The organism is Sinomicrobium soli (assembly GCF_003285545.1).
Taxonomy (GTDB): domain Bacteria; phylum Bacteroidota; class Bacteroidia; order Flavobacteriales; family Flavobacteriaceae; genus Sinomicrobium.
Genome location: NZ_QLNV01000003.1, coordinates 291,178 through 314,610, shown reverse-complemented (window position 1 = coordinate 314,610; position 23,433 = coordinate 291,178). Strand labels below are relative to the sequence as shown.

At 50.8% G+C, this 23,433-nt stretch carries 11 protein-coding genes; 7 read left to right on the top strand and 4 right to left on the bottom strand.

Features of this window, described 5'->3' with window-relative positions:
• Positions 1–113: 113 nt before the first annotated feature.
• Genes DN748_RS05205 through DN748_RS05195 form a run of 3 tightly spaced genes read right to left on the bottom strand, consistent with a single transcriptional unit; the run spans position 114 to position 2,835 of the window.
• Positions 114–650 (bottom strand): hypothetical protein, encoded by a 537-nt coding sequence (locus DN748_RS05205; RefSeq protein WP_112370709.1) that lies wholly within the window; start codon positions 648–650, stop codon positions 114–116.
• 14 nt (positions 651–664) lie between these two features.
• Positions 665–913, bottom strand: coding sequence for a hypothetical protein (locus DN748_RS18955; RefSeq protein WP_146746561.1), 249 nt, complete (start codon positions 911–913; stop codon positions 665–667).
• Between the two features lie 14 nt (positions 914–927).
• Positions 928–2,835 carry a hypothetical protein gene (locus DN748_RS05195; protein WP_112370707.1) on the bottom strand — a complete coding sequence of 636 codons (1,908 nt, stop codon included), beginning with the start codon at positions 2,833–2,835 and terminating at the stop codon, positions 928–930.
• A gap of 570 nt (positions 2,836–3,405) precedes the next feature.
• Between DN748_RS05195 and DN748_RS05185 the strand changes: the two genes are divergently transcribed.
• Positions 3,406–3,864 carry a COG2426 family protein gene (locus DN748_RS05185; RefSeq protein WP_112370705.1) on the top strand — a complete coding sequence of 153 codons (459 nt, stop codon included), beginning with the start codon at positions 3,406–3,408 and terminating at the stop codon, positions 3,862–3,864.
• 100 nt (positions 3,865–3,964) lie between these two features.
• Here the strand turns inward: DN748_RS05185 and DN748_RS05180 are convergent, their stop codons facing one another.
• Positions 3,965–8,077 carry a hybrid sensor histidine kinase/response regulator transcription factor gene (locus DN748_RS05180; protein WP_112370704.1) on the bottom strand — a complete coding sequence of 1,371 codons (4,113 nt, stop codon included), beginning with the start codon at positions 8,075–8,077 and terminating at the stop codon, positions 3,965–3,967.
• A gap of 374 nt (positions 8,078–8,451) precedes the next feature.
• Here DN748_RS05180 and DN748_RS05175 point away from each other — a divergent pair, with 374 nt between their 5' ends.
• The 6 genes from DN748_RS05175 to DN748_RS05150 all read left to right on the top strand — a co-directional run bounded on the left by DN748_RS05175 (position 8,452) and on the right by DN748_RS05150 (position 23,393).
• Positions 8,452–11,589, top strand: coding sequence for a SusC/RagA family TonB-linked outer membrane protein (locus tag DN748_RS05175; protein WP_112370703.1), 3,138 nt, complete (start codon positions 8,452–8,454; stop codon positions 11,587–11,589).
• A 92-nt stretch (positions 11,590–11,681) separates the two neighbouring features.
• Positions 11,682–13,376: a RagB/SusD family nutrient uptake outer membrane protein gene (locus DN748_RS05170; protein WP_112370821.1), complete on the top strand. Its 1,695-nt coding sequence runs from the start codon at positions 11,682–11,684 to the stop codon at positions 13,374–13,376.
• Positions 13,377–13,463: 87 nt separating this feature from the next.
• Entirely contained in the window at positions 13,464–15,884 is a 2,421-nt protein-coding gene (locus DN748_RS05165; protein ID WP_112370702.1) for a sugar-binding domain-containing protein, read from the top strand.
• Between the two features lie 136 nt (positions 15,885–16,020).
• Complete coding sequence (lacZ, locus tag DN748_RS05160) at positions 16,021–19,206, top strand: beta-galactosidase, LacZ type (protein WP_112370701.1); 3,186 nt, start codon at positions 16,021–16,023, stop codon at positions 19,204–19,206.
• Between the two features lie 30 nt (positions 19,207–19,236).
• Positions 19,237–21,399: a family 43 glycosylhydrolase gene (locus tag DN748_RS05155; protein ID WP_112370700.1), complete on the top strand. Its 2,163-nt coding sequence runs from the start codon at positions 19,237–19,239 to the stop codon at positions 21,397–21,399.
• A gap of 32 nt (positions 21,400–21,431) precedes the next feature.
• Positions 21,432–23,393, top strand: a complete 1,962-nt coding sequence (locus DN748_RS05150; RefSeq protein ID WP_112370699.1) for a glycoside hydrolase family 97 protein — start codon at positions 21,432–21,434, stop codon at positions 23,391–23,393.
• Positions 23,394–23,433 lie beyond the last annotated feature (40 nt).

The following is a 23,433-nucleotide window of genomic DNA, read 5'->3' as shown; positions in this document are numbered from 1 at the left end:
GCCCTTCGGGGTTCTCCTATCCTGATGCTCGGGAGAGGCTGCCGGAATGACAAGTTCGACTTCGGAAGACAGCCCCCGCGCTTCCATCTTCCGGCTTCCACCATCTTATCCCTCTAAAACCCGGAAGACAGCCCCCGTATGATCCCTGCACTTTCGAGTTCCTTGCGGAGCAGGTCGATGTTTACCGTGACCACGACCCCTATTTTGTACTCTTTTCCGTTTCTCCCTACGCGGAAGCGGTCTGTGGCGGCTACGGCGCCGTCTGTGGTAAGGCTGACGAATTTCATGTATTTGCCGCCCTCGGCAAAGAAGTCGTCGAAGTACTCCCTTTTTTCCTGTTCCACATTGGCATTGCGTGCCAGTGGTGGCTGGGATACACAGCCCCTTTCCCCGGCCGGGATACCCTTGAAAATGATACCGTGAACGGCATTTTTCTTGGATTGCTCTGCCGGAATGTGTTTTTTACGGGAAAAGGAATAGACCTTGATCAGGTACGACCCCTGCCGGCCTACATTGACACACTGGATCTCATACCTCCAGTTCTTCGTGTCTTCGTCGGCCAGCCTCTTGGCGCGCTTCTGGGCCATAAGTTCCGGGGCCGCAAACAGGAACAATAATAATAGTACAGATTGAAGTAAAGTTCTTGTCATAACAGTTCTCTTTTTTATGGTAATATCTGCAATGCTGAATAGGTGTAAATCAGTTGTGTACCGGGTGTGCGGCCGGGTCCGGGCTGATGCCCGGGAAGTGCGGCCGGTATGCTGTGCTCTGCCATCCTTTCTGAGGAAACCGGTACTCTTGCAGACGATGCTTTTGATTTCTGGTATACCCCGCCGGGAGTAAAAAGCGCTGCACAGGAGGAGAATACCATCGGGGTGATCGCCAGTGCTATTGTTTTGTGGAAATTTTTCATAAACATTCTGTTTATTAATTTATTTGTCTGATCAGCATACCCGAGGCGTATTTGCCCGATTTGCCTTTGAAGAGCGTATAGTTTTCGGAAGAGGTTGCGCCGTCTGCCTCGTCGGCCAGGTAGGTATTGTCCCATATGTGTTTCTTGTCTACCGCAATGATACCTACACGCTCGTAGGCGGTAGAACCGTCTTCGTTGAGGATCTGTTCGAGAACCTCGAACTTGTCGCCTTTTTCAAGATCTTCCTTAAGCCCGATCTTTGCACTTATGGGGTCGCCGCTGAGCAGCGGGGTTTTTACCCTGAACTCTTCAAAAGTGCGTTGCAGTTTCCCGATATTCTTATCCACCGCCCTGGTGGTGGCAATTTCGATCAGTTGTTCGTTGTTTTTGGAGCTGAAAATGGTAGACTGCAGGTTGTTGCGCGATACCTCACTGCCCACGTATTTGAGCCTGAAAGCGGTAGCGTGGTCAAAAGCCTCCTTCTTTGCAGGGTCGTAGCTGTCTTCATCCATCCAGTACTGGCCGTAGAAGGTATTGGCGGTCTGCTCGTCCCATACCAGTTGATAGAGGTAGGAGGTGGTGCGTACAAAGTACCCTTTTCCCACAACATCAGAAGCCATTTTGGCGCCCTGGGCGATATAGCTTACGTTTTCTCCCCCGGGCACCACGGAGGCCACGGTGGAAAGTGCGGACAGAAACCCGCCCCTTTTTTCGGCCTGGTCCTGTTTATTGGTATACTGGTAGTCGTAAACGATGATAAAGGTGTTGCCTATCAGTTCTTCCCCGGCATCCTTTAAAAGGGCCTGCCCCCTCTGGGTCTGCATGGCGATTTTGACATTGAGGTCGGAAGCATTGTACTGGCCGCGTTCGGCCACCAGGTCCATGTCAAAGGTTCCTTTTTCAGAACGGTTGAACCATTTGGCGATGAGTTCCCTGGCCACATTATTGCTGTTGAGATAGTTCTCGATATGGATGGTCTGGTCATCCAGTCCGCCCGAACCCGGAATGAGGTAGGGGCCTATATTGTGGTTGTTGAACTTTTCCGACAATTCCGTATTTCCGAAGGCGTCCTTGATCACCTGGTAATGCTCGATATCCGAATCGTCGATCATCAGGGTATAGAGCGAACTCCTGCGGTATTTAAGCCCGGAGAGCGCTTCGTGCGACACCTTATCGATACGGGTCCTGCCGCCTTCCGGGACCACGGTAGCCGAATACCCGGCAACGGGAGCGGCCTCATATTCGCTTAAATACCCGCTTTCTGCCTTGACCCTGAGGATCTCGCGGCGGGCGATCTCCCTTTTGTTCATGCTGTTGTAATCGATCACCGTATCCAGTGTGGCTACGGCGGAAGTATCGGCTGCCACTGTATCCAGTGTAGCTGCAAGTGCCGATGCTGCAACCATATTACTGAGCGCACCCAGGCCGGAAGGGGTGGAAGCCAGTTGTGTGTCTGAAGTATTTGTCGTATGTTTCGTATAGGTTTTGGCCAGTTTGTCGCGGAACCTGGACTGATATTCGGATTTTTCCTCTTCCGGAGGGGTGAGCAGCTCGTTTTTACGGACCCTGTCCATCACTTTCTTCCTGAGGGAGGGATCGTTGGAGACATCAGCTATCGGGTCTCCCTTGGCCAGGTTGATATTGATATAGTATTCCGCAGAAGGCCGGGCATCTATTATGATGCCCCGGGCAAACCCGAGATTGGATACCAGGGCGAACTTGTTTTCACCGGGCTGGACCTTTATTTCGATATAATCCTTTTTTTGCTTTAGCTTTCCGAGATAAGCGTACTCGTGAAAAATATGAGCAGGGGCTCCTGATCCGGCAAAACCGTTATTCCGGGCTATATACACGGTGGCTTCCTGTGAATAGCCCGAAACAACAGTGATCAGAAAAGTTAACAGGGTAATGATCCTCTTCATAATTTGGTTTATTAGTTTGTGGTTCTTAGTTGTTAGTTTGGTTTATGGTTACAGGTTAGATATACTCTGAATTCTGAACTCATAACTCATAACCGGTCACAGCTTTGTCAGTCGGACCCAGGAACGGGCGGTACTACTCCCGGTAACCGGGACAGGCGGGAACATGATAATAAGGAGTCTGGGAGAGGTATCATATGCAGAATCCGGTGAACCCGGGTTCCGGTAAAAGATGGTTTCTCTTCATTTGATTGAGATGTCGTTTGAGGTTAGTAGTTGTGTTTCCTATAATTGTTTTGTCGGTTTTCCCGGTTGAAGTCCCGAAGACTTTGCCGGAGGTTATTGATTTCTGTGATTATTCCGAAAGCAAACCTAAAGAATGATGCTTTATAAAAAAATACCCTGTTGAGGGTATTTTTCCGGGTCAGTAAGCTGTTTTGATCTGCCGGATCATACACTTACCCGTTGCATGGCCTTCCCTTTCTCTTTCGGGAAAAATGTTAAAACTCCCATAAATGATAAACCCTGTTTACCTATGGAGATGTATAATTTCTATTTTTGCGAAAAAATACTGTGATAGCAGATATATTGATAGCCGCATTATGGAGTATATCCCCTTTCGGAGAGGCGAAAGTGGGAATACCTTATGCGATTTTTAACCATGTGAACGTCTACATATCATTTGTTGTCTGCTTTGCCGCAAATGTGATGGTGTTCCCGGTAATGGCCTTCTTCCTGGATCATCTGAACCACTATCTGCTGAAATGGAAATTCTACAAGAAGACCGCTATCAAGGTAGCCCGTCGTGTCAAGGTGGGAGCGGGGTCTAATGTGAACAGGTTCGGCTTCTGGGGCATATTGATCTTTGTGATGCTTCCTGTTCCGGGAACGGGGGTATATGCCGGGACTATTGCTTCCTATCTTTTCAGAATGCCTTACAAACAGGCATTCTGGGCCAATACCATCGGTATTTTCCTCTCCTGTGTCATGGTTCTCGGAATGACCCTTGCCACCTATCACGGAACGCGGTAGAGCAGTCGCAGGTTTGCCCGATATTCACCCAGACCACAACATCCTCCCATTAACACATTCTCTCATTGGCACATTGACACATTATCACATTATCACATTATCACACCTCCTCATTTTCCGGCAATTCTCCCGACCTGAATTTAACCGGGGTGGTCCCGTATTTTTCCTTGAAGACCTTCCTGAAATATTTTAAACTGTTAAAACCCACCTCATAGGAAGCCTCGCTGACGGAATAATTTCCATTCCGGATGAGCATTGCGGCTCTTTGTAGTTTTACATCGCGGATGAATTCGTTGATATTCTGCCCGGTGAGCGCCTTTATCTTGCGGTACAGGGACGTACGGCTCATGCCTATTTCCGCAACCAGGAAAGCAGTATTGACCTTGCTGTTTTCCGATTGCCCCAGGATCAGGTCTTCCATCTTTTTCAGGAACTGTTTTTCCCGGGTAAGGCCTTTTGAAGGGATGGTTCCGGTACCGGAAGGGTCGTTAGCCGCATTCCCCAGAAAATACGATTGCAGTTTAAGCCGGTTTTGCAACAGGTTCCTGACCCTTGTCCTGAGGATCTTCGGATGAAAGGGTTTCGTCATATAGGCATCGGCCCCTTCTTCGAAGCCCGTGTTTATACTTTCCGGATTGCTTTTGGCGGTAAGCAGTATAATGGGAATATGGCTGGTGCTGATATGTTTTTTCAGTGTAGTACACAGATCCATACCGTCCTTAAAGGGCATCATCACGTCGGATATGATCAGGTTCGGGATGTACTTGATCGCTTTGGCTACACCATCGTTACCGTCTGTGGCATGAATGATGTCGTAGTCAGATTTCATGATGCTGTCCAGGAATTCCAGTATTTCGGGATTGTCGTCGATCAGCAGGATCACATCCCTGTTCCCCGAAGGCTGAATGATCTTGTCTCCGGAGGCGGGGGTGAGGGAGAAACTGTCCTTAAACACGGTATGTTCTGCCTGTTCTGCCGGTCGTGTATCGATCATACGGACATCGTGATCGCTGTATTTCACATCACGCGGCAGGCATAAGGTAAATTCGGTAATATCGTTTTCCCCGCTGTTTACCGTAATATATCCGTGGTGGAGCTCTGCAAACCTTTTGGAAAGGGCCAGGCCTATTCCCGTACCGTTTTTCCTGATGCTGTTGCCCGATCGGTAATACCAGTTAAAGATCTGGTCGATCTCCTTCTTGCTGATGACCGACCCGGTATTGCTGATCCTGATCTTCAGTATATCATCTTCAGATATGAATTCTGCTTTTACTATTCCTTTCCGTTTACCGTATTTTATAGCATTGGAAATCAGGTTGTTGAAAATAACCTCAATCTTTTCGATATCACATTGCAGGAGCGTATCACTTTCCGGAACGGCCTGTTGCAGGTCTATTTTTTTATCCCTTGCCAGGGGAATGTAGTTAAGGGTCCACTTTCTGACCTTTTCTTCCATGTGATATGTTCCTAAGGTAAGCTGGCTCAGGCCTTCTTCCGTTTTTCTGAACTCCAGGAGTTTGGTAATGGCATTGTGCAGGGTTTGTGTATTTTGTTTTACGAGGAGCAGATTGTCGACCAGTTCTTTCTGTTTTACGTTTTCGAGCAGGTGATCTACCGGGGCCGATATAAGCGTCAGGGGCGTTTTCAGCTCATGGGAAAAACCCGTAAAGAAGCGGAGGCGTTCTTCATTGAGATCGTTTTCGAGCTGGCGCTGCTTCTTCTCGAAGATCAGGGAATTCCTGAGCCTCAGCCTTTCGGTATAGTATTTTATGCTAATCCATATGAGCATCCCGGCAGCCAGCAGGTATAGCAAATAGGCGGGCCAGGTTTTCCAGAACGGGGGCACGATGGTAATCAGGAGGCTTTTTTCGGCATTTTCGTTATAGGGAGCGTTGATCCTGACGGTTAACCGGTATTCCCCGGGGTCCAGTTCGGTAAAATTCGCCGTCCCCACCCCGCGGGTATCGATCCAGAAATTGTTGTAACCTTCCAGTTTATAGGAATAGGTAATATGGTGTGAGACCGGGTATTTAAGGACTGCAAAATCTATGGAAAAGGTATTCTGGTTGTAATTCAGCCGCAAGTGGTCTGTAAATGCGAGAGACTGTTTCAAGGTGCTGTTGGTGTCGACTTTTACATCGGTATTAAGCACCCTCAGCCCTTCAAAGATAAGGGGGTATTTTCGGGCAGGCCCTGAAAATCCCTCAGGATCGAAGTAATTGATCCCGTCATTGCCCCCCATATAGACTACACCGTCGGAAGACCGGGTGGCGGCGCCGATATTAAAACCTCCCTGGAGAATGTTGTTCATGCTTGAGATATTGAGGATGCTGCCGGTCTGAATATCGTAGCGGTTGATCCCGTTGAAGGTAGACAGCCATACATATCTTTCGTTTTCCCGGATCAGTGCGGTGATCGAATTATTGCTCAGCCCGTCCTGTTCGGTAATACCGGTAGTCTGTCTTGTACGGGGATTAAGGCGAACCAGCCCGCCATACCTGGAGCCTGCCAGGACTGTTTCTCCGTCTACGGGAAGAATGCAGAAAAATATATTGCCGGGGAGTTCGCTTATCGTTTCCGTATTGAAATATATCCGCTCGCCGCTACGGGGATCGTACCTGATAATACCCGACCCGAAAGTGGCCAGCCAGAGGTTGTGGTCGTGATCTTCTTCGATATCCCTGATGTCGATCTTGCCAAGGTTGCTCACATACCGGAAGATATCATCACCTTCGTCGTAGTAATAAAGTCCGCCCCTGTTGGTACCGGCCCATATACGCCTGTCGCCTGCTTCGAAAATAACCCTTACATCACTACCGTCTTCCGGTGCTCCCCGGAGGTAATGTGAAAAGGTGTCCTGTCCGTTCTTCATTTTATTGATCCCACCCCTGTAGGTTCCTGCCCACAACCTGTTCCGGCTGTCTTCGAGCAGTGACAGGATATAATTGTTGCTCAGGCCGGAATCGTGTCCGGGCCTGTGCCGGAAGTGGGTATAGGTCTGTGTTTCAGGGTCCAGGAGATCCAGTCCGCCCCCGTCTGTACCTATCCAGATCTTATCGCCGGATGAGAGGGCCAGCGCCCCCACACGTTCATGACTGATGGTCTGTGCCAGTCCGTCATGACGCCGGATGGAATGCACCGGTTCTCCCCGGGGGTTGACATAATTGAGCCCTGTGGGAGTTCCCAGCCACATATTGCCGTTATGGTCTCTCAGGATAGACGAGACCGTTCTGTTATACACGCTTGTACCATCGGTAGCCGGAAGGAACCACCTGTTCTTTAAAGAGCTTTCATTCTTCAGTACGGAAGCTGTTTCCATAATATTGAGGCCGCCGTTCCGTGTCCCTATCCATATCCGCCCCTTGCCATCTTCCCGGAAACAGAGGATGTCGTTGTCGCTCAGTCCCTGGTCTGCAGATACCGATTTCCCGATATTTATGGTATCGCCCTTTGCCGTGATCACCGTGAGGCCGTTTCGGGTCCCTATCCATATATTGTTCTCCCGGTCTGTATAGAGGCTGTTTACCGACGACGATGCCAGGGCGCTGTTTTCCGGGATCAGGGTGTCGGTCACCTGGCGATTACGATAATCTGCCTTATTGAGACCGTGGGCAAAGGTACCTATCCACAGTACGGAATCGCCCTGCATGGTTATGGCAGACACTTCGTCTGATGAGAGGGTATTGTTGAGTGTGGTATCCGTTTCTTCAAGCGCCCCGTCCCGGTCCAGAAACTGTATCCCTCCCCGGTAAATGCCTATGGCGGTTTTACGTCCCGTAACGGAGAAAAGCTTGCTGACGCTGTTGTCCAGAAGCCCCTTGTTCCGGTCCGTCAGCTTTAACTGCTCACTCCGGGTATCGTAGGTATTGAGTCCGCCATCGGTCCCGACCAGAATGGTGTGGCCGTTTTGAAGCAGGAGGGATTGCACAAAATTATTGGCCAGCCCCTCCTGCCTGTTTTTTACCTTTTGTTTGAATACCCTGAAGTTTGTCCCGTCGAAGCGGTTCAGTCCGTCCTCGGTGCCTATCCAGATAAAGCCGAGGGAATCCTGGATCATGTCGTTGATGACATTGTTGGATAAACCCGAGTTGACATTGACCAGGTGAAAATACAGGTCGTCAGGAATGTGCTCCGAAACATCTTTTTGCTGGGAAAATGAGAGCTTCCAGAACAGGAGGAAAACCAGGAGTATTTCAAGTTTGTTTTTGATCATTCGGAACGCTAAAATTCATTAATCGTGTAAAAATAACATTTATTAATTGATCTTTTCGGGAAAATGAACAGTTTAAACCCCGTAATTTGACAATTAGTACCCGCTTTTATTAACACAAATTTAAGAACATTGTATGTCTGTAAGCCCATAAAAGGGATTTTTTATCTGAAGTTCGGGTGAACGGGGATAAAATTACACGACATGACATTATACACAAGGAGAGAGTTTCCCCGCCTGCGGGTATACGTAAAACACCTGCATCCTGTACATGCCTTCCGGGTTTATCCCGGGATTGTTGTCACGGGAACGGAAACGGGTTCTGTCTCCCGGTTATCACTTTAATCAATTATTCTGATCCAATAAAACATTTATTTATGAAACACAGATTTTGTTTTTCCGGACGGCAAAGAAAATACGGGGCCGTGCTCATCCTGTGGCTGGGCATGCTGATTTTCTCTGCGAGGTCTTACGCTTTTCAGGAAATTACGGTTACCGGAACAGTTACGGCCACGTCTGACGGAATGCCCTTGTCGGGAGCGTCCATAGTAGTAAAGGATGCTGCCGGACAGGGAACGGTTACCGACTTTGACGGTAATTTCGAGATTGTGGTCAACGATCCGAACAGTATTCTGGTCTTTTCCTATATCGGGTTTGAGACCAGGGAAGTTCCCGTAGCGGGGCAGACTACCCTCAATGTAAGCCTCAGTGAAGATACACAGCAACTCGGAGAAGTGGTCGTTGTGGGCTACGGGGCCAGGAAGAGGACTACCCTGACGGGCTCGGTATCGGAGGTAAAGGGAGAATCTATTACGAAGAGTCCCCAGCCCAATGTTTCCAATGCCTTTTCCGGGAGGATGTCGGGGGTTATCGCCAGTAACAGGTCGGGTGAACCGGGCTATGACGACTCCTCGATTTCCATCAGGGGACTGGCCACTACGGGAAATAACGATGTTCTCGTGGTTGTCGACGGGGTACCCGGACAGGTCGGGGGGCTGAACCGGCTGAACCCCCAGGAAATAGAGAGTGTTACCGTATTAAAGGACGCCTCTGCGGCTATTTACGGTAGCCGGGCGGCTAACGGGGTTATTCTCGTTACTACGAAGAAAGGAAGAAAAGGCAGTAAGCTTACCGTAAACTATACCTTCGACCAGGGTTTTTCCTCACCTACCCGCCTGCCCGATATGGCCGATGCGGCTACCTATGCCCGTATACGTAACGAGATCGCGTATTATAACGATACTTCCAAGGGCATGAACCAGATCTATACCGAAGATGATATCGCCGCTTTCGGTGACGGTTCAGACCCGCTGAATTATCCCGATACCGACTGGGCCGATGCCGCGCTCAGGAAAACGGCATTGCAGAGCCAGCACAACCTGAATGTACAGGGAGGGAGCGAAAATACCAATTACTTTTTCTCCATAGGAAAACTGTCCCAGGAAGGACTGTATGAAAACGGGGCCACACATTATAACCAGTACAATGTAAGGACCAATATAGATACCAATATCAGTGAACGCCTCAAAGTAGGGGTATCCCTTTCGGGCAGAAAGGAAGACCGCAAATACCCCGTAGCGAGTGCGGGAAATATTTTCCGGTCTATTTACAGGGCCTATCCGACGGTGGCGGCCTATTTTCCGAACGGACTGCCCACTACGGGGATAGAGAACAGCAATCCGGTTATCGAAGCCACTTCGATGGGAGGGACCACCGAAAACCCTACCTATGTGTTCAACGGGATACTGCGTGCCAGTTATGATATCCCGTGGGTGGAAGGATTGTCTGTAGACGGGTTTTTCTCTACGGATGTGAGCCAGGGGCACTCCAGGACCTTTGCAAAACCCTATGTGCTATACAGCTACAACAGGACCGACGACCTCTTTTCTCCCATAACCGTGGGAGGGGGGGCAAACCAGCGCCCTTCACTGTCTGAAGAGCAGATCAATCAATCCATGACGGTATCCAATATAAAACTGAACTTTAAAAGGAGCTTCGGGCTGCATAACCTGGATGCCTTTATCGGTTTTGAACAGAGCAAGAACAAAAGCCATACTTTCGGGGCTTCCCGGATCAATTTCGCCTCTTCCGAGACGCCCGAGCTTTCACAGGGAGGCTCAGCCTCTACCGATTACGATAACTGGGGAGAAAGCTACACCTTTACACGGCAGAGCTACCTGAGCCGTATTGCGTACGACTACGACGAAAAATACCTGCTGGAATTACAGATGAGGGTAGACGGATCTTCCAATTTTCCAAAGGGGGAACGTTTCGGATTTTTTCCTTCTGTTTCTGCCGGTTATGTCATAACGAGGGAAGACTGGTTCCGGGAGAAGGTGCCCTTTATGAACGAACTCAAGTTCCGGGGTTCCTGGGGACAGCTGGGGAACGACAATGTGGGGCAGTTCCAGTTCTTTGACAATTACCTCTTTAACAACCGTTATGTGACGGGGGGAGAGGTTACTACGGGAGTAGACCTGAGCAAACTGGCCAACCCGTTTATCACCTGGGAGGTAGCGACCAAGACCGATGTGGGGATCAATGCCCGCTGGCTGGACAACTTTACCACGGAGCTGATCTATTTCCGCCAGAACCGGTCGGATATCCTTACCAGCCGGAATGCTTCCATCCCCGGCACTACGGGGATCGTAAACCCGTACGACGACGGTACTGAGGAGTATAATCCGCTGGTACCCGATGAAAATATAGGGAAGGTGAACAGCTACGGATTTGAAGCTTCGCTGGGATACCGGAGCAGCGGAAATGAATTTAACTGGGGCGTTACCGGGAACTTCACCTATGCCAAAAACAAGATCATCTTTAACGACGAGGCACCGGGAACACTGGCGTACCAGCGGGAGACCGGGCATCCGATGAACACCTACCTGCTCTATAACGCCATAGGGATCTTCAGAAGCGAGGACGAACTTGCGGCATACCCCCATGTACCCGGCGCCAGGGTGGGCGACCTGATCTATGAGGATTACAATGAAGACGGAAGAATTACCGCAGACGATATGGTACGTACCAAATACGGGAATATCCCGCAAATGACCTTCGGCCTTGTCATGGATGCGGATTATAAGAACTTTGACCTCTCCGTAGTGTTTTCCGGACAGGCACAGGTAAGCCAGTACGTACTGCCGGAATCGGGGACCGTTGGGAACTATTACAGCAGCTGGGCCGATAACCGGTACAGCCCGTCCAATCCGGGCGGGAGCTATCCGAGGGTAAGTGAAAGGGCTTCTTCGGCAGTGAGCGGCGGATTGTACAGGAACAACTTCTGGCTGAACGACGCCTCTTTTATAAGACTGAAAAACGTACAGCTCGGATACACGGTGCCCAAAAGCATTTTTGAGAAATACGGGATAGAGCATCTCAGGGTGTATGCCAGTGCCTTTAACCTGTTTACCATTACCAGTGTAAAGGATTACGACCCGGAAGGAAACAACGAGAGCGGGCAGTTCTATCCGCAGCAACGTATTATCAACCTCGGGTTTAATGTACAATTCTAAAAATGATATGATGAATGCCTGCGGGGAGAGCTTGACACGATTGGCTGTCAATGTTCACCTCCGGGCGGGCCATGCATGTAAATTTTAAACAGATGAGAAAAACAGCAGTATACAAATATGTAGCAGGTCTTTTGTGTTTCGGAGCCATTGTTTCGGGATGTGAAAAAGACTATCTGGACGTCGATCCCACCGATCGTGTTTCCGATGCGGCGATACTTACCGATTCGGTGCTTTTCGAAGCCTATGTGGTAAACCGTTACCTCGGGGCGAAAGTGATTGGAAATGAAGGGGATGCCTATCAGCCCGGTTTCGGAAGGGGGTTCGAATATGCCATGTGGAGTTCCATCACCGACGAATCCATATACAATAATGACGATAACTCCTGGCTGGTACAGCAGGGACAGCTTTCCCCGGAAAACCTGGGAATGGCGGGAGCTGTATGGAGCAGGAGTTACAGGAGCATACGCGAGGTGAACTACGCCCTGACCCATATAGAAGAACTGGAGATGAGTACGGAACGTACCGAAAGGCTCAGGGCGGAGCTGCGCTTTATCCGTGCCTTCAGGTATCACGATATTATCCGTAATTACGGAAAGGCCGTGTTGATAGGTGACCGGGTATCCAGCCTGGATGACGACCTTACCGATCCTTTCTGGTTCGACAGGAGGCCCATAGCAGAATGTATGGCCTATGTGCTGGGGGAACTGGAGGAGATCGCTCCCGGGCTTCCCCTGAACAACAGCGGTGAATACCCGGAAGGGCGCGCTACCAGGGGTGCGGCCCTCGCCCTGAAGTCCAGGCTTGCCCTGTATGCCGCAAGTCCGCTGTATAACGACGGTGCGGGCGATAGCCAGAAATGGGCAGCCGCAGCACAGGCGGCTTCGGAGGTCATGGACCTCGGGATCTATAGCCTTTACCCTGATTACCAAGAGCTTTTTACTGCCGAATCGAGTAACGGGGAGTATATTTTTGCCCGTTTTTACAACCTGAACGCCAGGCACCTTGCCCTGGAAATTGCCAACGGCCCCAACGGATACGGCGGCTGGGGAGGCAATATCCCGCTACAGAACCTGGTTGACGACTACGAAATGGAAGACGGTACGGCCTTTAGCTGGGACAATCCCGAACATGCGGAGGCTCCCTACGAGAACAGGGACCCCCGGTTTTACGCTACCATCCTTTACAACGGGGCCTCGTACAGGGGGCGCAGTGTAGAGACCTTTGTGCCCGGAGGGCGCGACAGCCAGGAAGGTAACGACAACTGGAATACCAGTAAGAGCGGGTATTACCTGAATAAATTTATTCGGGAAGACCTGCCCATTATCAATCCCTGGGATGTGGCCGGGGTACAGAACTGGATCTATTTCAGATATGGTGAAATTCTTCTTAACTATGCAGAAGCACAGAATGAGGCCGTCGGTCCGGACGAGTCGGTGTACAGTGCGGTCAATGCCATAAGGAATCGTCCCGGTGTTGAAATGCCGGCACTTCCGGAAGGATTGTCACAAAGCGAGATGCGGGAGCGTATACGCCATGAAAGGAGAATTGAACTGGCCTTTGAAGAACACCGCTTCTACGACGTACGGCGCTGGATGATTGCCGATGAAACAGAAAATGAACCCGCATACGGCATAACCATTACAAAGAATACCGACGGATCGCTGGAATACGAGCGGAAAACCGCCCTTGAAGGCAAGAGTTTCAGTGAACAGCATTACTGGTTGCCCATTCCGAGAACGGAGATACTGGCTTCCGATAACCAGTTGGAACAGAACCCTTTTTATTGAGTTGGGGAGGTGGAAGCATGAAGGATGAAACACTGCCTGCTCCGGTGGCTGCAACGGGCAATCCCTCAGAAATTTAAATAAATATTTATGATGAGACTAAAAAAACATTTTCTTTTCGCCTTGTGGTGCCTGGCTGCGGTGCCGGGTTTTGCCCAGGCAGGGTTTGGAGAGGCCGGAAATATTAACGGTCAATGGAAATTCACACTTGGAGATAATATGAAATACCGGGAAGCAGATCACGATGATTCTTCCTGGGAAACCGTAACCCTGCCCCATGACTGGAGTGTACGGCAGCCCCTGAGCCCGTCGCTGGCCAGTTGTACAGGGTATCTCCCCGGAGGTATCGGGTGGTACCGGAAAACCATCGGTATACCTGCAGACCGGGAGGGTAAAAAGCAATACCTCTATTTCGAAGGGGTCTATAACAGGAGCGAGGTATTTGTCAACGGACAATCGCTGGGAAAACGTCCGAATGGTTATATTTCTTTCGGACTTGATATTACGCCGTATGTCCGGTTCGGGGAAGACAATCATATAGCGGTGAGGGTAGATCACAGTGAGGATGCCGATTCCCGCTGGTATACCGGATCGGGTATTTACCGCAATGTGTGGCTGGTATCGGCCAACCCGGTGCATATCGGTCAGTGGGGCGTATATGCCTACCCGGAGGTGAAAGGCCGAAGAGGGCAGTTGCATACGGAGACCTCTGTGGTCAATGAGACCGGGGAGACGGTAACGCTGAAAGTGGTTAATGAACTGTTTTCTGCTTCGGGAAACTCCGCAGGTAAACAGGACAGTAGCATAAAAGTTGCGGCAGGGAGTACCGGAAAGGCTTCGGGCATCATAAAAGTAAATAATCCGGAGTTGTGGAGCCTGGATACGCCAAACCTGTATACGCTTAAAACCACGGTGTACCGGGACGGGAAAGTAACAGACCGGAGCGAGGTTACTACAGGATTCAGGACCTTTACCTTTGATGCCGACAAGGGGTTTGCCCTGAACGGCGAATGGATGAAAATGAAAGGAGTATGCCTGCACCACGATGCCGGGGTACTCGGCGCGGCAGTGCCGAAAGAGGTATGGGCTTCGAGATTATCTACCCTGAAATCGATGGGGGTCAACGCCATACGTACCAGTCACAACCCGCAGTCGCCCGAATTCTACCAGGTATGCGACGAGATCGGCCTGCTGGTTCTGAACGAAGCCTATGACGAATGGAAACATCCGAAAAGAAAGTGGAAAGAGGGCTGGAACGTGGGTACACCGGGATTCCAGGGCAGCTATGATTATTTTGAGGAATGGGCGGAAAAAGACCTGGAAGATATGGTGCGCAGAGATCGGAACCACATGTCGGTATTTGCCTGGAGTATCGGTAACGAGGTCGACTATCCCAACGACCCTTATTCGCACCCGGTACTGGACGGGGGTAAGGACACCGGCTTTCAGCAACCGGCTTTCGGAGGGTATAAACCCGATGCTCCCGACGCTATGGAATTGGGGGTGATCGCCGAAAAGCTGGTCGCTGCGGTCAAAAGACATGATACCTCAAGACCGGTAACAGCCGGACTGGCCGGGGTGGCCATGTCTAACCAGACCGCATATCCGGGGGCGCTGGATATTGTGGGGTATAATTATACCGAAAGCAAATATGCGGAAGATCACGAAAAATATCCCGACAGGGTGATTTACGGCAGTGAGAACGGGCAGGGACTGGACGCCTGGAAGGCCGTGGTAGAGAACGAGTATATTTTCGGGCAGTTCCTGTGGACCGGTTTTGATTACCTCGGTGAATCCGGCCGTTGGCCGTCAAGGGGGTTTTATACCGGTCTGGTAGACCTTTCGGGAAATATAAAGCCGAGGGGGCAGTTCCGGAGATCGCTGTGGTCTGACGAGCCTTTTATCTATGCCGGTACCTATGTTAAGGGAAAACGCGACAGGCTGTCTATCGATGCCTGGCCCCTGTGGAACTACAAGGAAGGAGAACAGGTGCGGGTAGTCAGCTATACCAATACCGAAGCAGCCCGGCTGGAGCTGAACGGTAAGGTGGTAGGAGAGGTCAGGCCTTATGACAATAAAACCGGGATCATACACTGGGATATACCCTTTGCCCCCGGCAGGCTTGAAGTGGTAGGGCTGGAGCAGGGAAAGGAGACCTGTCGTTATGCCGTAGAGAGCTCTTCCCGTCCGTATGCGCTTGAGATTGTGGAAAGTCCTGAAATGATGGAAAAGGGGGAAGTAGCCCAGGTAAGGATACAGGTGGTAGACGAAAACGGTATTCCCGTAATGCTGTCTGACGAGGAGATTACCTGTACCATTGAAGGTCCGGCTACACTTCTCGGGCTGGAAGCCGGGAATAACAGTGATATGACCGATTATACCGATAACGTACAACGCGCTTTCCACGGAAAACTGCTGGCCTATATCAGGCCGGAAAAGAAGGCGGATATCACGGTGACGTTCTCTTCACCCTGGTTAGCACCCGTATCCCGGACGGTTACTGTACAGTAAACCGGCAATACATAAGGATGTGATTTTCTCTGGGGCATATGGAAAAACGAAAGGCAGTCTTCGTCTCAATAGTCCCTGAAAAACCTGATATTTGTTATGCCCTGGTATATACTGACTAAAACAATGATCAAAAGTTATGAGAAAAAGAAATTTTTTACCCCTGGTTTTCCTGGCACTGTTTACGGCGGCCTATGCCCAGGAACGCAACGAATGGGAAAACCCTGCCGTAGTTGATCGCAATAAGGTTGAAGGCCGCAGTGATTTTATAGGGTACGGATCAGCTTCAGAGGCATTGAAAGGCGATCCCGGATCGTCAGGGCTTTACCGCAGCCTTAACGGTACCTGGAAATTTGATATCGTAAAACACCCCAGCCAGAGGCCCCTGGATTTTTACGAGACCGGGCTGGACGACAGCGACTGGCACGATATTCCGGTACCTTCTAACTGGGAGTTGCAGGGGTTTGATATCCCCATTTACACCAATGTCACTTATCCCTTTCCGAAAAATCCGCCGTTTATCGGTTACCCGGCGGTATCGGCAAACAACGAGATGTCTGCCCGGCATACGGTGAGCAGGAATACGGCTACCGAAAACGGGGAGGAAGAAATATACAATCCCGTAGCCTCATACCGGCGTACCTTTACCGTACCCGGTAGCTGGGACGACAAGGAAGTGATCCTGAGATTCGGGTCTGTTTCCGGGTATGCCAGGGTCTATGTGAACGGAGAGGAAGCCGGGATGACCAAGGCGTCCAAAACCCCTGCGGAGTTCAATATAACCGGCCTGCTCAGAGCCGGTGAAAATCTCCTCGCGGTGCAGGTGTTTCGATGGCATGACGGGAGTTACCTGGAAGATCAGGATTTCTGGAGGCTCAGTGGCATAGAGCGCGATGTGTACCTGCAGGCTGTTCCGAAAACCACCCTGTGGGATTATTTCCTGACCGGCGGACTGGTCAATGGTTACCGGGACGGAAATCTCAATCTTGCCGTAAAACTCAAAACCTTCGGCAAACGCCCCCCCGGAGACCATAAGGTGAAATTCGTGCTGCAGGATGCCGATGGAAAAACGGTGTATGAAGAGACCCGTAAGGCAGGAGAGGCTTCTGAAGTATTGTTCAGCAAAATTATTCCGTCCGTAAACCCCTGGAGCGGGGAGCATCCTTACCTGTACCGTTATGTCATTAGCCTGCTGGACCAGAAAGGCAGTGAGGTGACAGCCGTTTCCGGGAAAACGGGCTTCCGCGAAGTGGAAATAAAAAATGCACAGCTTACGGTAAACGGAAAACCTATCCTCGTCAAGGGGGTAAACCTGCACGAACACCACGAGGTAAAAGGGCATGTACCCGACAGGGAGATGATGCGGAAAGATGTGGAGATCATGAAACAGAATAACATCAATGCTATCCGGATGAGCCATTATCCGCACGACAGTTATATCTATGAACTGGCCGATGAATACGGGATGTATGTGGTAGACGAGGCCAATATAGAGACCCACGGCATGGGAGCCGAGTGGCAGGGACATTTCGATACTTCGGCACACCCGGCTTACCTGGAGGAATGGGCCCCGGCACACCTGGACCGTATGAGGCGGATGGTGGAATTTCATAAGAACCACCCGTCAGTGATTATCTGGTCGCTGGGAAATGAGAGCGGTAACGGGCCGGTATTCTACGAAGGTTACGACTGGATAAAGAAAAGGGATACCACGCGCCTGGTACAGTTTGAACAGGCGGGGGAGCACCGCAATACCGATATCGTATGCCCCATGTACCCCACTATTGCCCATATGAAAAAATATGCGGAGGATACTTCCAAAACCCGGCCGTTTATCATGTGCGAATACGCGCATTCCATGGGAAATAGTACCGGTAATTTCCAGGAATACTGGGATATCATAGATAGCAGCCCGCATATGCAGGGCGGGTTTATCTGGGACTGGGTAGACCAGGGAATAGCCACGACTACCGAAGACGGAAGAAAGTTCTGGGCCTATGGTGGCGACCTGGGAGGTGAAAACATGCAGCACGATGTGAATTTTAATGCCAACGGACTGGTGTCGGCCGACCGCACTGTGCATCCGGCATTGATGGAAGTGAAAAAGGTATACCAGAATATCCGGTTTGCCCGCAAAGACAACGGGATAACCGTAAAGAACGAATTCAATTTCAGCAGTCTTGAAAATGTCGGTTTCCGGTGGCAGCTCGTTGCCGACGGGCGGGTGGTAAAAACCGGCTCTTTTACTGTTGAGGCTGCTCCCGGTGAAGAGGTGGAAGTGTCTCCGGAGTTGCCGGAACTCGGTGATAAGGAGTATTTTCTCAATGTATTTGCCCATACCCGCAAGGCAGATGACATGATCCCTGCCGGGCACGAGATCGCCAGGGAACAGTTTGTCCTGGGAGGAAAGGATTATTTCGACCGGAGGGAAGAGACCGTTGAGGGTAAACTGAAAGTAAGACAGAAGGGAACTATCCTCAGCTTTACGGCAGACGGGGTAACGGGAAGTTTTGATACCGAAAAGGGAACATGGCTGAGTTATCGCCTGAAAGATGATGATCGCGAGGTTATCTCCGTTTTTCCGCAGCCCTTTTTCTGGAGGGCCCCTACCGATAATGATTTCGGGAATGGTATGCCTGTCAAACTGAAGGCCTGGAAAGACGCGACGCAGAAATCTGAAGTGACCGGTGTTGAGGTAGGCAGGAAAACGGAAGAAGGACAGCCCGTTACGGTGCACTACCGGCTGGCGGGTGTGGATGTACCCTATACCGTGGCCTATCTCATAAAAAACAACGGGACAGTCCGGGTAACTGCTGTACTGGATACGGAAAAGGAACTTCCGGAAATTCCGCGCTTCGGGATGCGTATGGTCCTGCCGGGAGCTTACGATCAACTGGAATACTACGGAAGGGGCCCGTGGGAGAACTATTCCGACCGGAATACGGCTTCCTTTGTCGGGACTTATGAAGATGAGGTGAAAAACCAGTTTACCTGGGGGTATATCAGGCCGCAGGAATCGGGATACAAGACTGATGTACGGTGGCTGCGTCTGCTCGACAATACTGGTCACGGCCTTCGCATTACCGGGGGCCAGCCGCTGGGATTCAGTGCCCTGCATATTTCTACCGAAGATCTCGACCCGGGCGGGCACAAGGGCCAGCGACATCCTACCGACCTTAAGGTTCAGGACAAGGTGTTTTTACACGTGGATTACCGGCAAAGAGGGCTGGGCGGAGACGATAGCTGGGGGAAATACCCGCATGAACCGTACCGTCTCGAAAATAATTGTTATAGTTACACTTATTTTGTATCTTTGGAGGAATAGAACGTCTGAAACCAACATAATCTCATCATTATGAAGAACAGCTTGTCTTTTTTTACCGGGTATTTCCTGCTCGGGGGCCTTGCATTTATCCTTAATGCCTGTAGCAGTACCGGGGAAGGTGAAAAACCTGTAGCTTATCTTTTTACCTACTTTACCGGGAACGGAGAGGGTGCCGAGGCCATACGTTATGGCATCAGCAGGGACGGATACAATTACTATGCACTGAACGATAACGAGCCGGTGGTGGCTTCGGGGGATATCAGTACTACCGGGGGGGTACGCGATCCTCATATTCTGAGAAGGGATGATGGTGAAGGTTTTTATATGGTGGTGACCGACCTCCTCACCAAAAACGGATGGAATAATACCGCTATGGTGCTGATGAAGTCGGACGACCTGGTGAGCTGGTCGGGTACCGTGATAGATATACCGGGGACCTTTCCGGAATTTTCGGAAGTTCACCGGGTATGGGCCCCCCAGACCATTTACGACGGGGAAAAAGGAAAGTATATGGTCTATTTCTCCATGCTGGAACCGGGGAGTTACGATAAGATATACTACGCCTATGTCAACGAGGATTTTACCGCCCTCGAAGCAGCACCGGAGCAGCTGTTCTACAGCCCGGACGAGAAAGCGTGTATTGACGGTGACATTGTTCACAAGGACGGAAAATACTACCTGTTCTACAAGACCGAAGGAACGAGTGACAAGGGAATAAAGGTGGCGGTTTCCGATGTTCTCACCTCCGGGTATGTCCCCGAACCGGGAAATGTAGACCAGACCGACAAGGCCGTGGAAGGTTCCGGGGTTTTCAAGCTCATTGACACTGACGAATATATCCTGATGTATGATGTGTATACCAACGGGGAATACCAGTTTACCAAAAGCAAGGACCTGAAACATTTTGAAGTGGTAGACGAACAGGTCTCCATGAATTTTCACCCGCGCCACGGAACGGTGATCCAGATCAGCCAGCCGGAGCTGGAACGCCTGGTAAAGGCATTTCCCTCTTCCGGCCTGTCCCCTGTACTTGTGGTATCGGACGATATGGTAAAAAAGGGGAATGTAGTGGTAGACAAGGATAACAGGAGCATATATCTCCCGGTTGAGGAAGGTAGTGATCTCTCTTCTTTTGCCCCCGGCTTCGTTACCCTGCCGGGCACCGTAATCCGCCCGGAAGGAGCCCGGGATTTCAGCCGGGGGCCCGTAGACTACCAGGTAAGCTTTGGAGGGGTTGTCGAAACCTATAAGGTGAGTGCGGAAATTGCCGGTAATCCCGTGGTGGAAGGATATTACGCAGATCCCGAGATTATCTATTCCGAAAAGGATAAAAAATTCTATCTCTATCCCACCAGTGACGGGTTTAACGGCTGGTCGGGAACGTATTTTGAGACTTTTTCCTCGGAAGACCTTGTACACTGGAGGAACGAAGGGGTTATTCTCGACCTGGAAAAGGATGTCTCCTGGACCAGCCGCAATGCCTGGGCACCCACCATGATAGAAAAAAAGACAGACGGGGGATATAAATACTTCTACTATTTTACGGCCGCACAGCAAATAGGAGTAGCTGTAAACGACGAACCCCGCGGCACCTTTAAAGACAAGGGGGAGGCCCTGATCTCGGAATTCCCGGAGGGGGTAAAGGGAGGGCAGAATATAGACCCGGATGTGTTTGCAGACCCGGTGAGCGGGAAGAACTACCTCTACTGGGGAAATGGGTTTATGGCGGTAGCGGAGCTGAACGACGACATGATGTCCGTCCAAAAAAGCAGCGTAAAGGTCATGACCCCGGATAAAACCTTCCGCGAAGGGGCGGAAGTATTCTACAGGAACGGCAAGTATTATTTCCTGTGGTCGGAAGACGATACCCGGAGCCCGGAGTACAAGGTGAGGTATGCCATCTCCGATAGCCCGGAAGGACCGCTGGAGATCCCGGAAAACAACATCGTTATCCGGAAAGACGAGGAAAACCGGATATTGGCAACCGGGCACAACTCGGTAATACAGGTTCCGGGAAAAGACGAGTGGTATATCGTCTATCACAGGTTTAACCGCCCGGGCGGAGAACAAATGGGCGGGGCGGCAGGCTTCCACAGGGAAGTGTGTATAGACAGTCTGACCTTTGATGAAAACGGGTATATCAACGAGGTAATCCCTACCCTGAAAGGAATTGCATCGGTAACCCCGGGTTGAGCAGTTAACCGGATCATAAAACATCAGCATATATGAATTTGTATAAGACCCTTTTTTTAAAGACAACCCTGCTTTTCCTGTGTGCCGGGGGGTATGCCACAGCCCGGGATCAGCTTTCTATAGAAAGTCCGGACGGAATGACCCGCGTAAGCCTGAACTGGCCGGCAGGGGAGTTAATATACCGGATCAGCCATAAGGAAAAGACATTCCTGGAAGATTCCCCTTTGGGGTTGAAGACCTCCCTGGGCGATTTTTCGCAGCAGCTCACCTATGTGTCATCGGCTACCGCGAAGATCGAGGAATCCTATGAACTGGACAGGGCCAAGGTAAGCCATGTGGATTATGTGGCCAGCGAACTGAATGCTGTTTTTGTCAACGGGAACCGGGATACGCTGAATGTCATCTTCAGGGTAAGCGACCGGGATGTGGCATTTTCATACCGCATCGCAAGCAGGGAAGGAAAGAGCAATATCAGGATATTCGAGGAGCTTTCCGGGTTTAACCTGCCTGATGAGGCTACCACCTATATTACACCGCAGGCATTGCCCATGACCGGGTGGATGGAGACCAAACCCTCCTACGAGGAGGAATATACCCTCAACGAAGCCATGGGAAAACCCTCGGCCTATGGTGTCGGATATACCTTTCCGGCACTTTTCAAATGGAAGGATAACGGCTGGTTACTGATCTCCGAGACCGGGACCGACAGCCGTTATCCGGGATGCCGGCTCGGGGAAGGGACTGATACCGGGCTGTACCACGTGACCTTTCCGCAGGAGGGTGAAAATAACGGGATAGGAATCAATTACGCCGCGCAGGCCCTTCCGGCACGTACCCCGTGGCGTACCGTGACACTCGGGGAGAGCTTAAAACCGATAGTGGAGTCGACCGTAGCCTTCGACCTGGTGGAAGAGGCCTATAAGCCTGCCGTCGGTTACAGGCCCGGAAGAGCTGCCTGGAGCTGGATCGTATGGCAGGACGACAGTATAAATTATGAGGACCAGCTGAAATATATCGACCTTGCCGCCGCCCTGGATTTTGAATATGTACTTATCGACAACCACTGGGACCTCAGGATAGGGAGAGACCGTATCAGGGCCCTGGTCGATTATGCCGGGGACAGGGGAGTAGAGGTCATACTCTGGTACAATTCCAACGGTTACTGGAACGAGGCCCCCCAAACCCCGAAACACCGGATGAACAACATTGTGGCCCGGCAACAGGAGATGGCGTGGCTCCGCGACACGGGGGTAAAGGGCATTAAGGTAGATTTCCTCGGGGGAGACAAGCAGGAGACCATAAAGCTGTACGAAGAGATACTGACCGATGCCAACAATTACGGGCTGGCAGTAAATTTTCACGGTTGTACCCTGCCCAGGGGATGGGAGCGTATGTACCCCAACTACGTGAGTTCGGAAGCCGTTCTGGCTTCGGAGAACCTGGTGTTCCGGCAGGATGCCATGGATAAGCACGCCATGAACGCCACCGTACTTCCCTTTACGAGAAATACGGCCGGGGCCATGGATTTCGGTCCGCTTTTCCTGAACAAAAAGCTGTCCCGGGACCAGAAAGGGGGAACGGTAAGGAGTACTACCGATGCCTTTGAACTGGCTACTGCGGTACTGTATTTTTCACCGGTACAGCATTTCGGACTGACACCCGATAACCTGGACCAGCCGGGACATGTGCTGGATTTTATCAGGGCAGTGCCCACCGTATGGGATGAAACCCTGTATATAGGAGGAACGCCAGAAGATTATTGTGCCCTGGCCCGGAAAAAGGGAGAACGATGGTATATTGCCGTCGTGAACGGGGAAAAGAAGAAAAAGCAGGTGGAACTGGAACTCCCCATGCTGGCCGGGAAGAGAGTAAAGCTGTTGTACGACCGCAAGGATACGTCGGCAGGTATAAAGGAGGTAAAAATAGGCAAAGACGGGATCTTCAAGGTAAGCATGCTGCCGGAAGGAGGCGCGGTGCTGTATGGAAGTAGATAAAAAAAACAGAATGGATTCAATCGGAAAAATCACAATATAT

Bases quoted from the DNA above. Each gene is read 5' to 3' on its own strand.
- DN748_RS05205 (WP_112370709.1), bottom strand. From the start codon at position 650: ATGACAAGAACTTTACTTCAATCTGTACTATTATTATTGTTCCTGTTT.
- DN748_RS18955 (WP_146746561.1), bottom strand. From the start codon at position 913: ATGAAAAATTTCCACAAAACAATAGCACTGGCGATCACCCCGATGGTA.
- DN748_RS05195 (WP_112370707.1), bottom strand. From the start codon at position 2,835: ATGAAGAGGATCATTACCCTGTTAACTTTTCTGATCACTGTTGTTTCG.
- DN748_RS05180 (WP_112370704.1), bottom strand. From the start codon at position 8,077: ATGATCAAAAACAAACTTGAAATACTCCTGGTTTTCCTCCTGTTCTGG.
- DN748_RS05175 (WP_112370703.1), top strand. From the start codon at position 8,452: ATGAAACACAGATTTTGTTTTTCCGGACGGCAAAGAAAATACGGGGCC.
- DN748_RS05170 (WP_112370821.1), top strand. From the start codon at position 11,682: ATGAGAAAAACAGCAGTATACAAATATGTAGCAGGTCTTTTGTGTTTC.
- DN748_RS05165 (WP_112370702.1), top strand. From the start codon at position 13,464: ATGATGAGACTAAAAAAACATTTTCTTTTCGCCTTGTGGTGCCTGGCT.
- lacZ (WP_112370701.1), top strand. From the start codon at position 16,021: ATGAGAAAAAGAAATTTTTTACCCCTGGTTTTCCTGGCACTGTTTACG.
- DN748_RS05155 (WP_112370700.1), top strand. From the start codon at position 19,237: ATGAAGAACAGCTTGTCTTTTTTTACCGGGTATTTCCTGCTCGGGGGC.
- DN748_RS05150 (WP_112370699.1), top strand. From the start codon at position 21,432: ATGAATTTGTATAAGACCCTTTTTTTAAAGACAACCCTGCTTTTCCTG.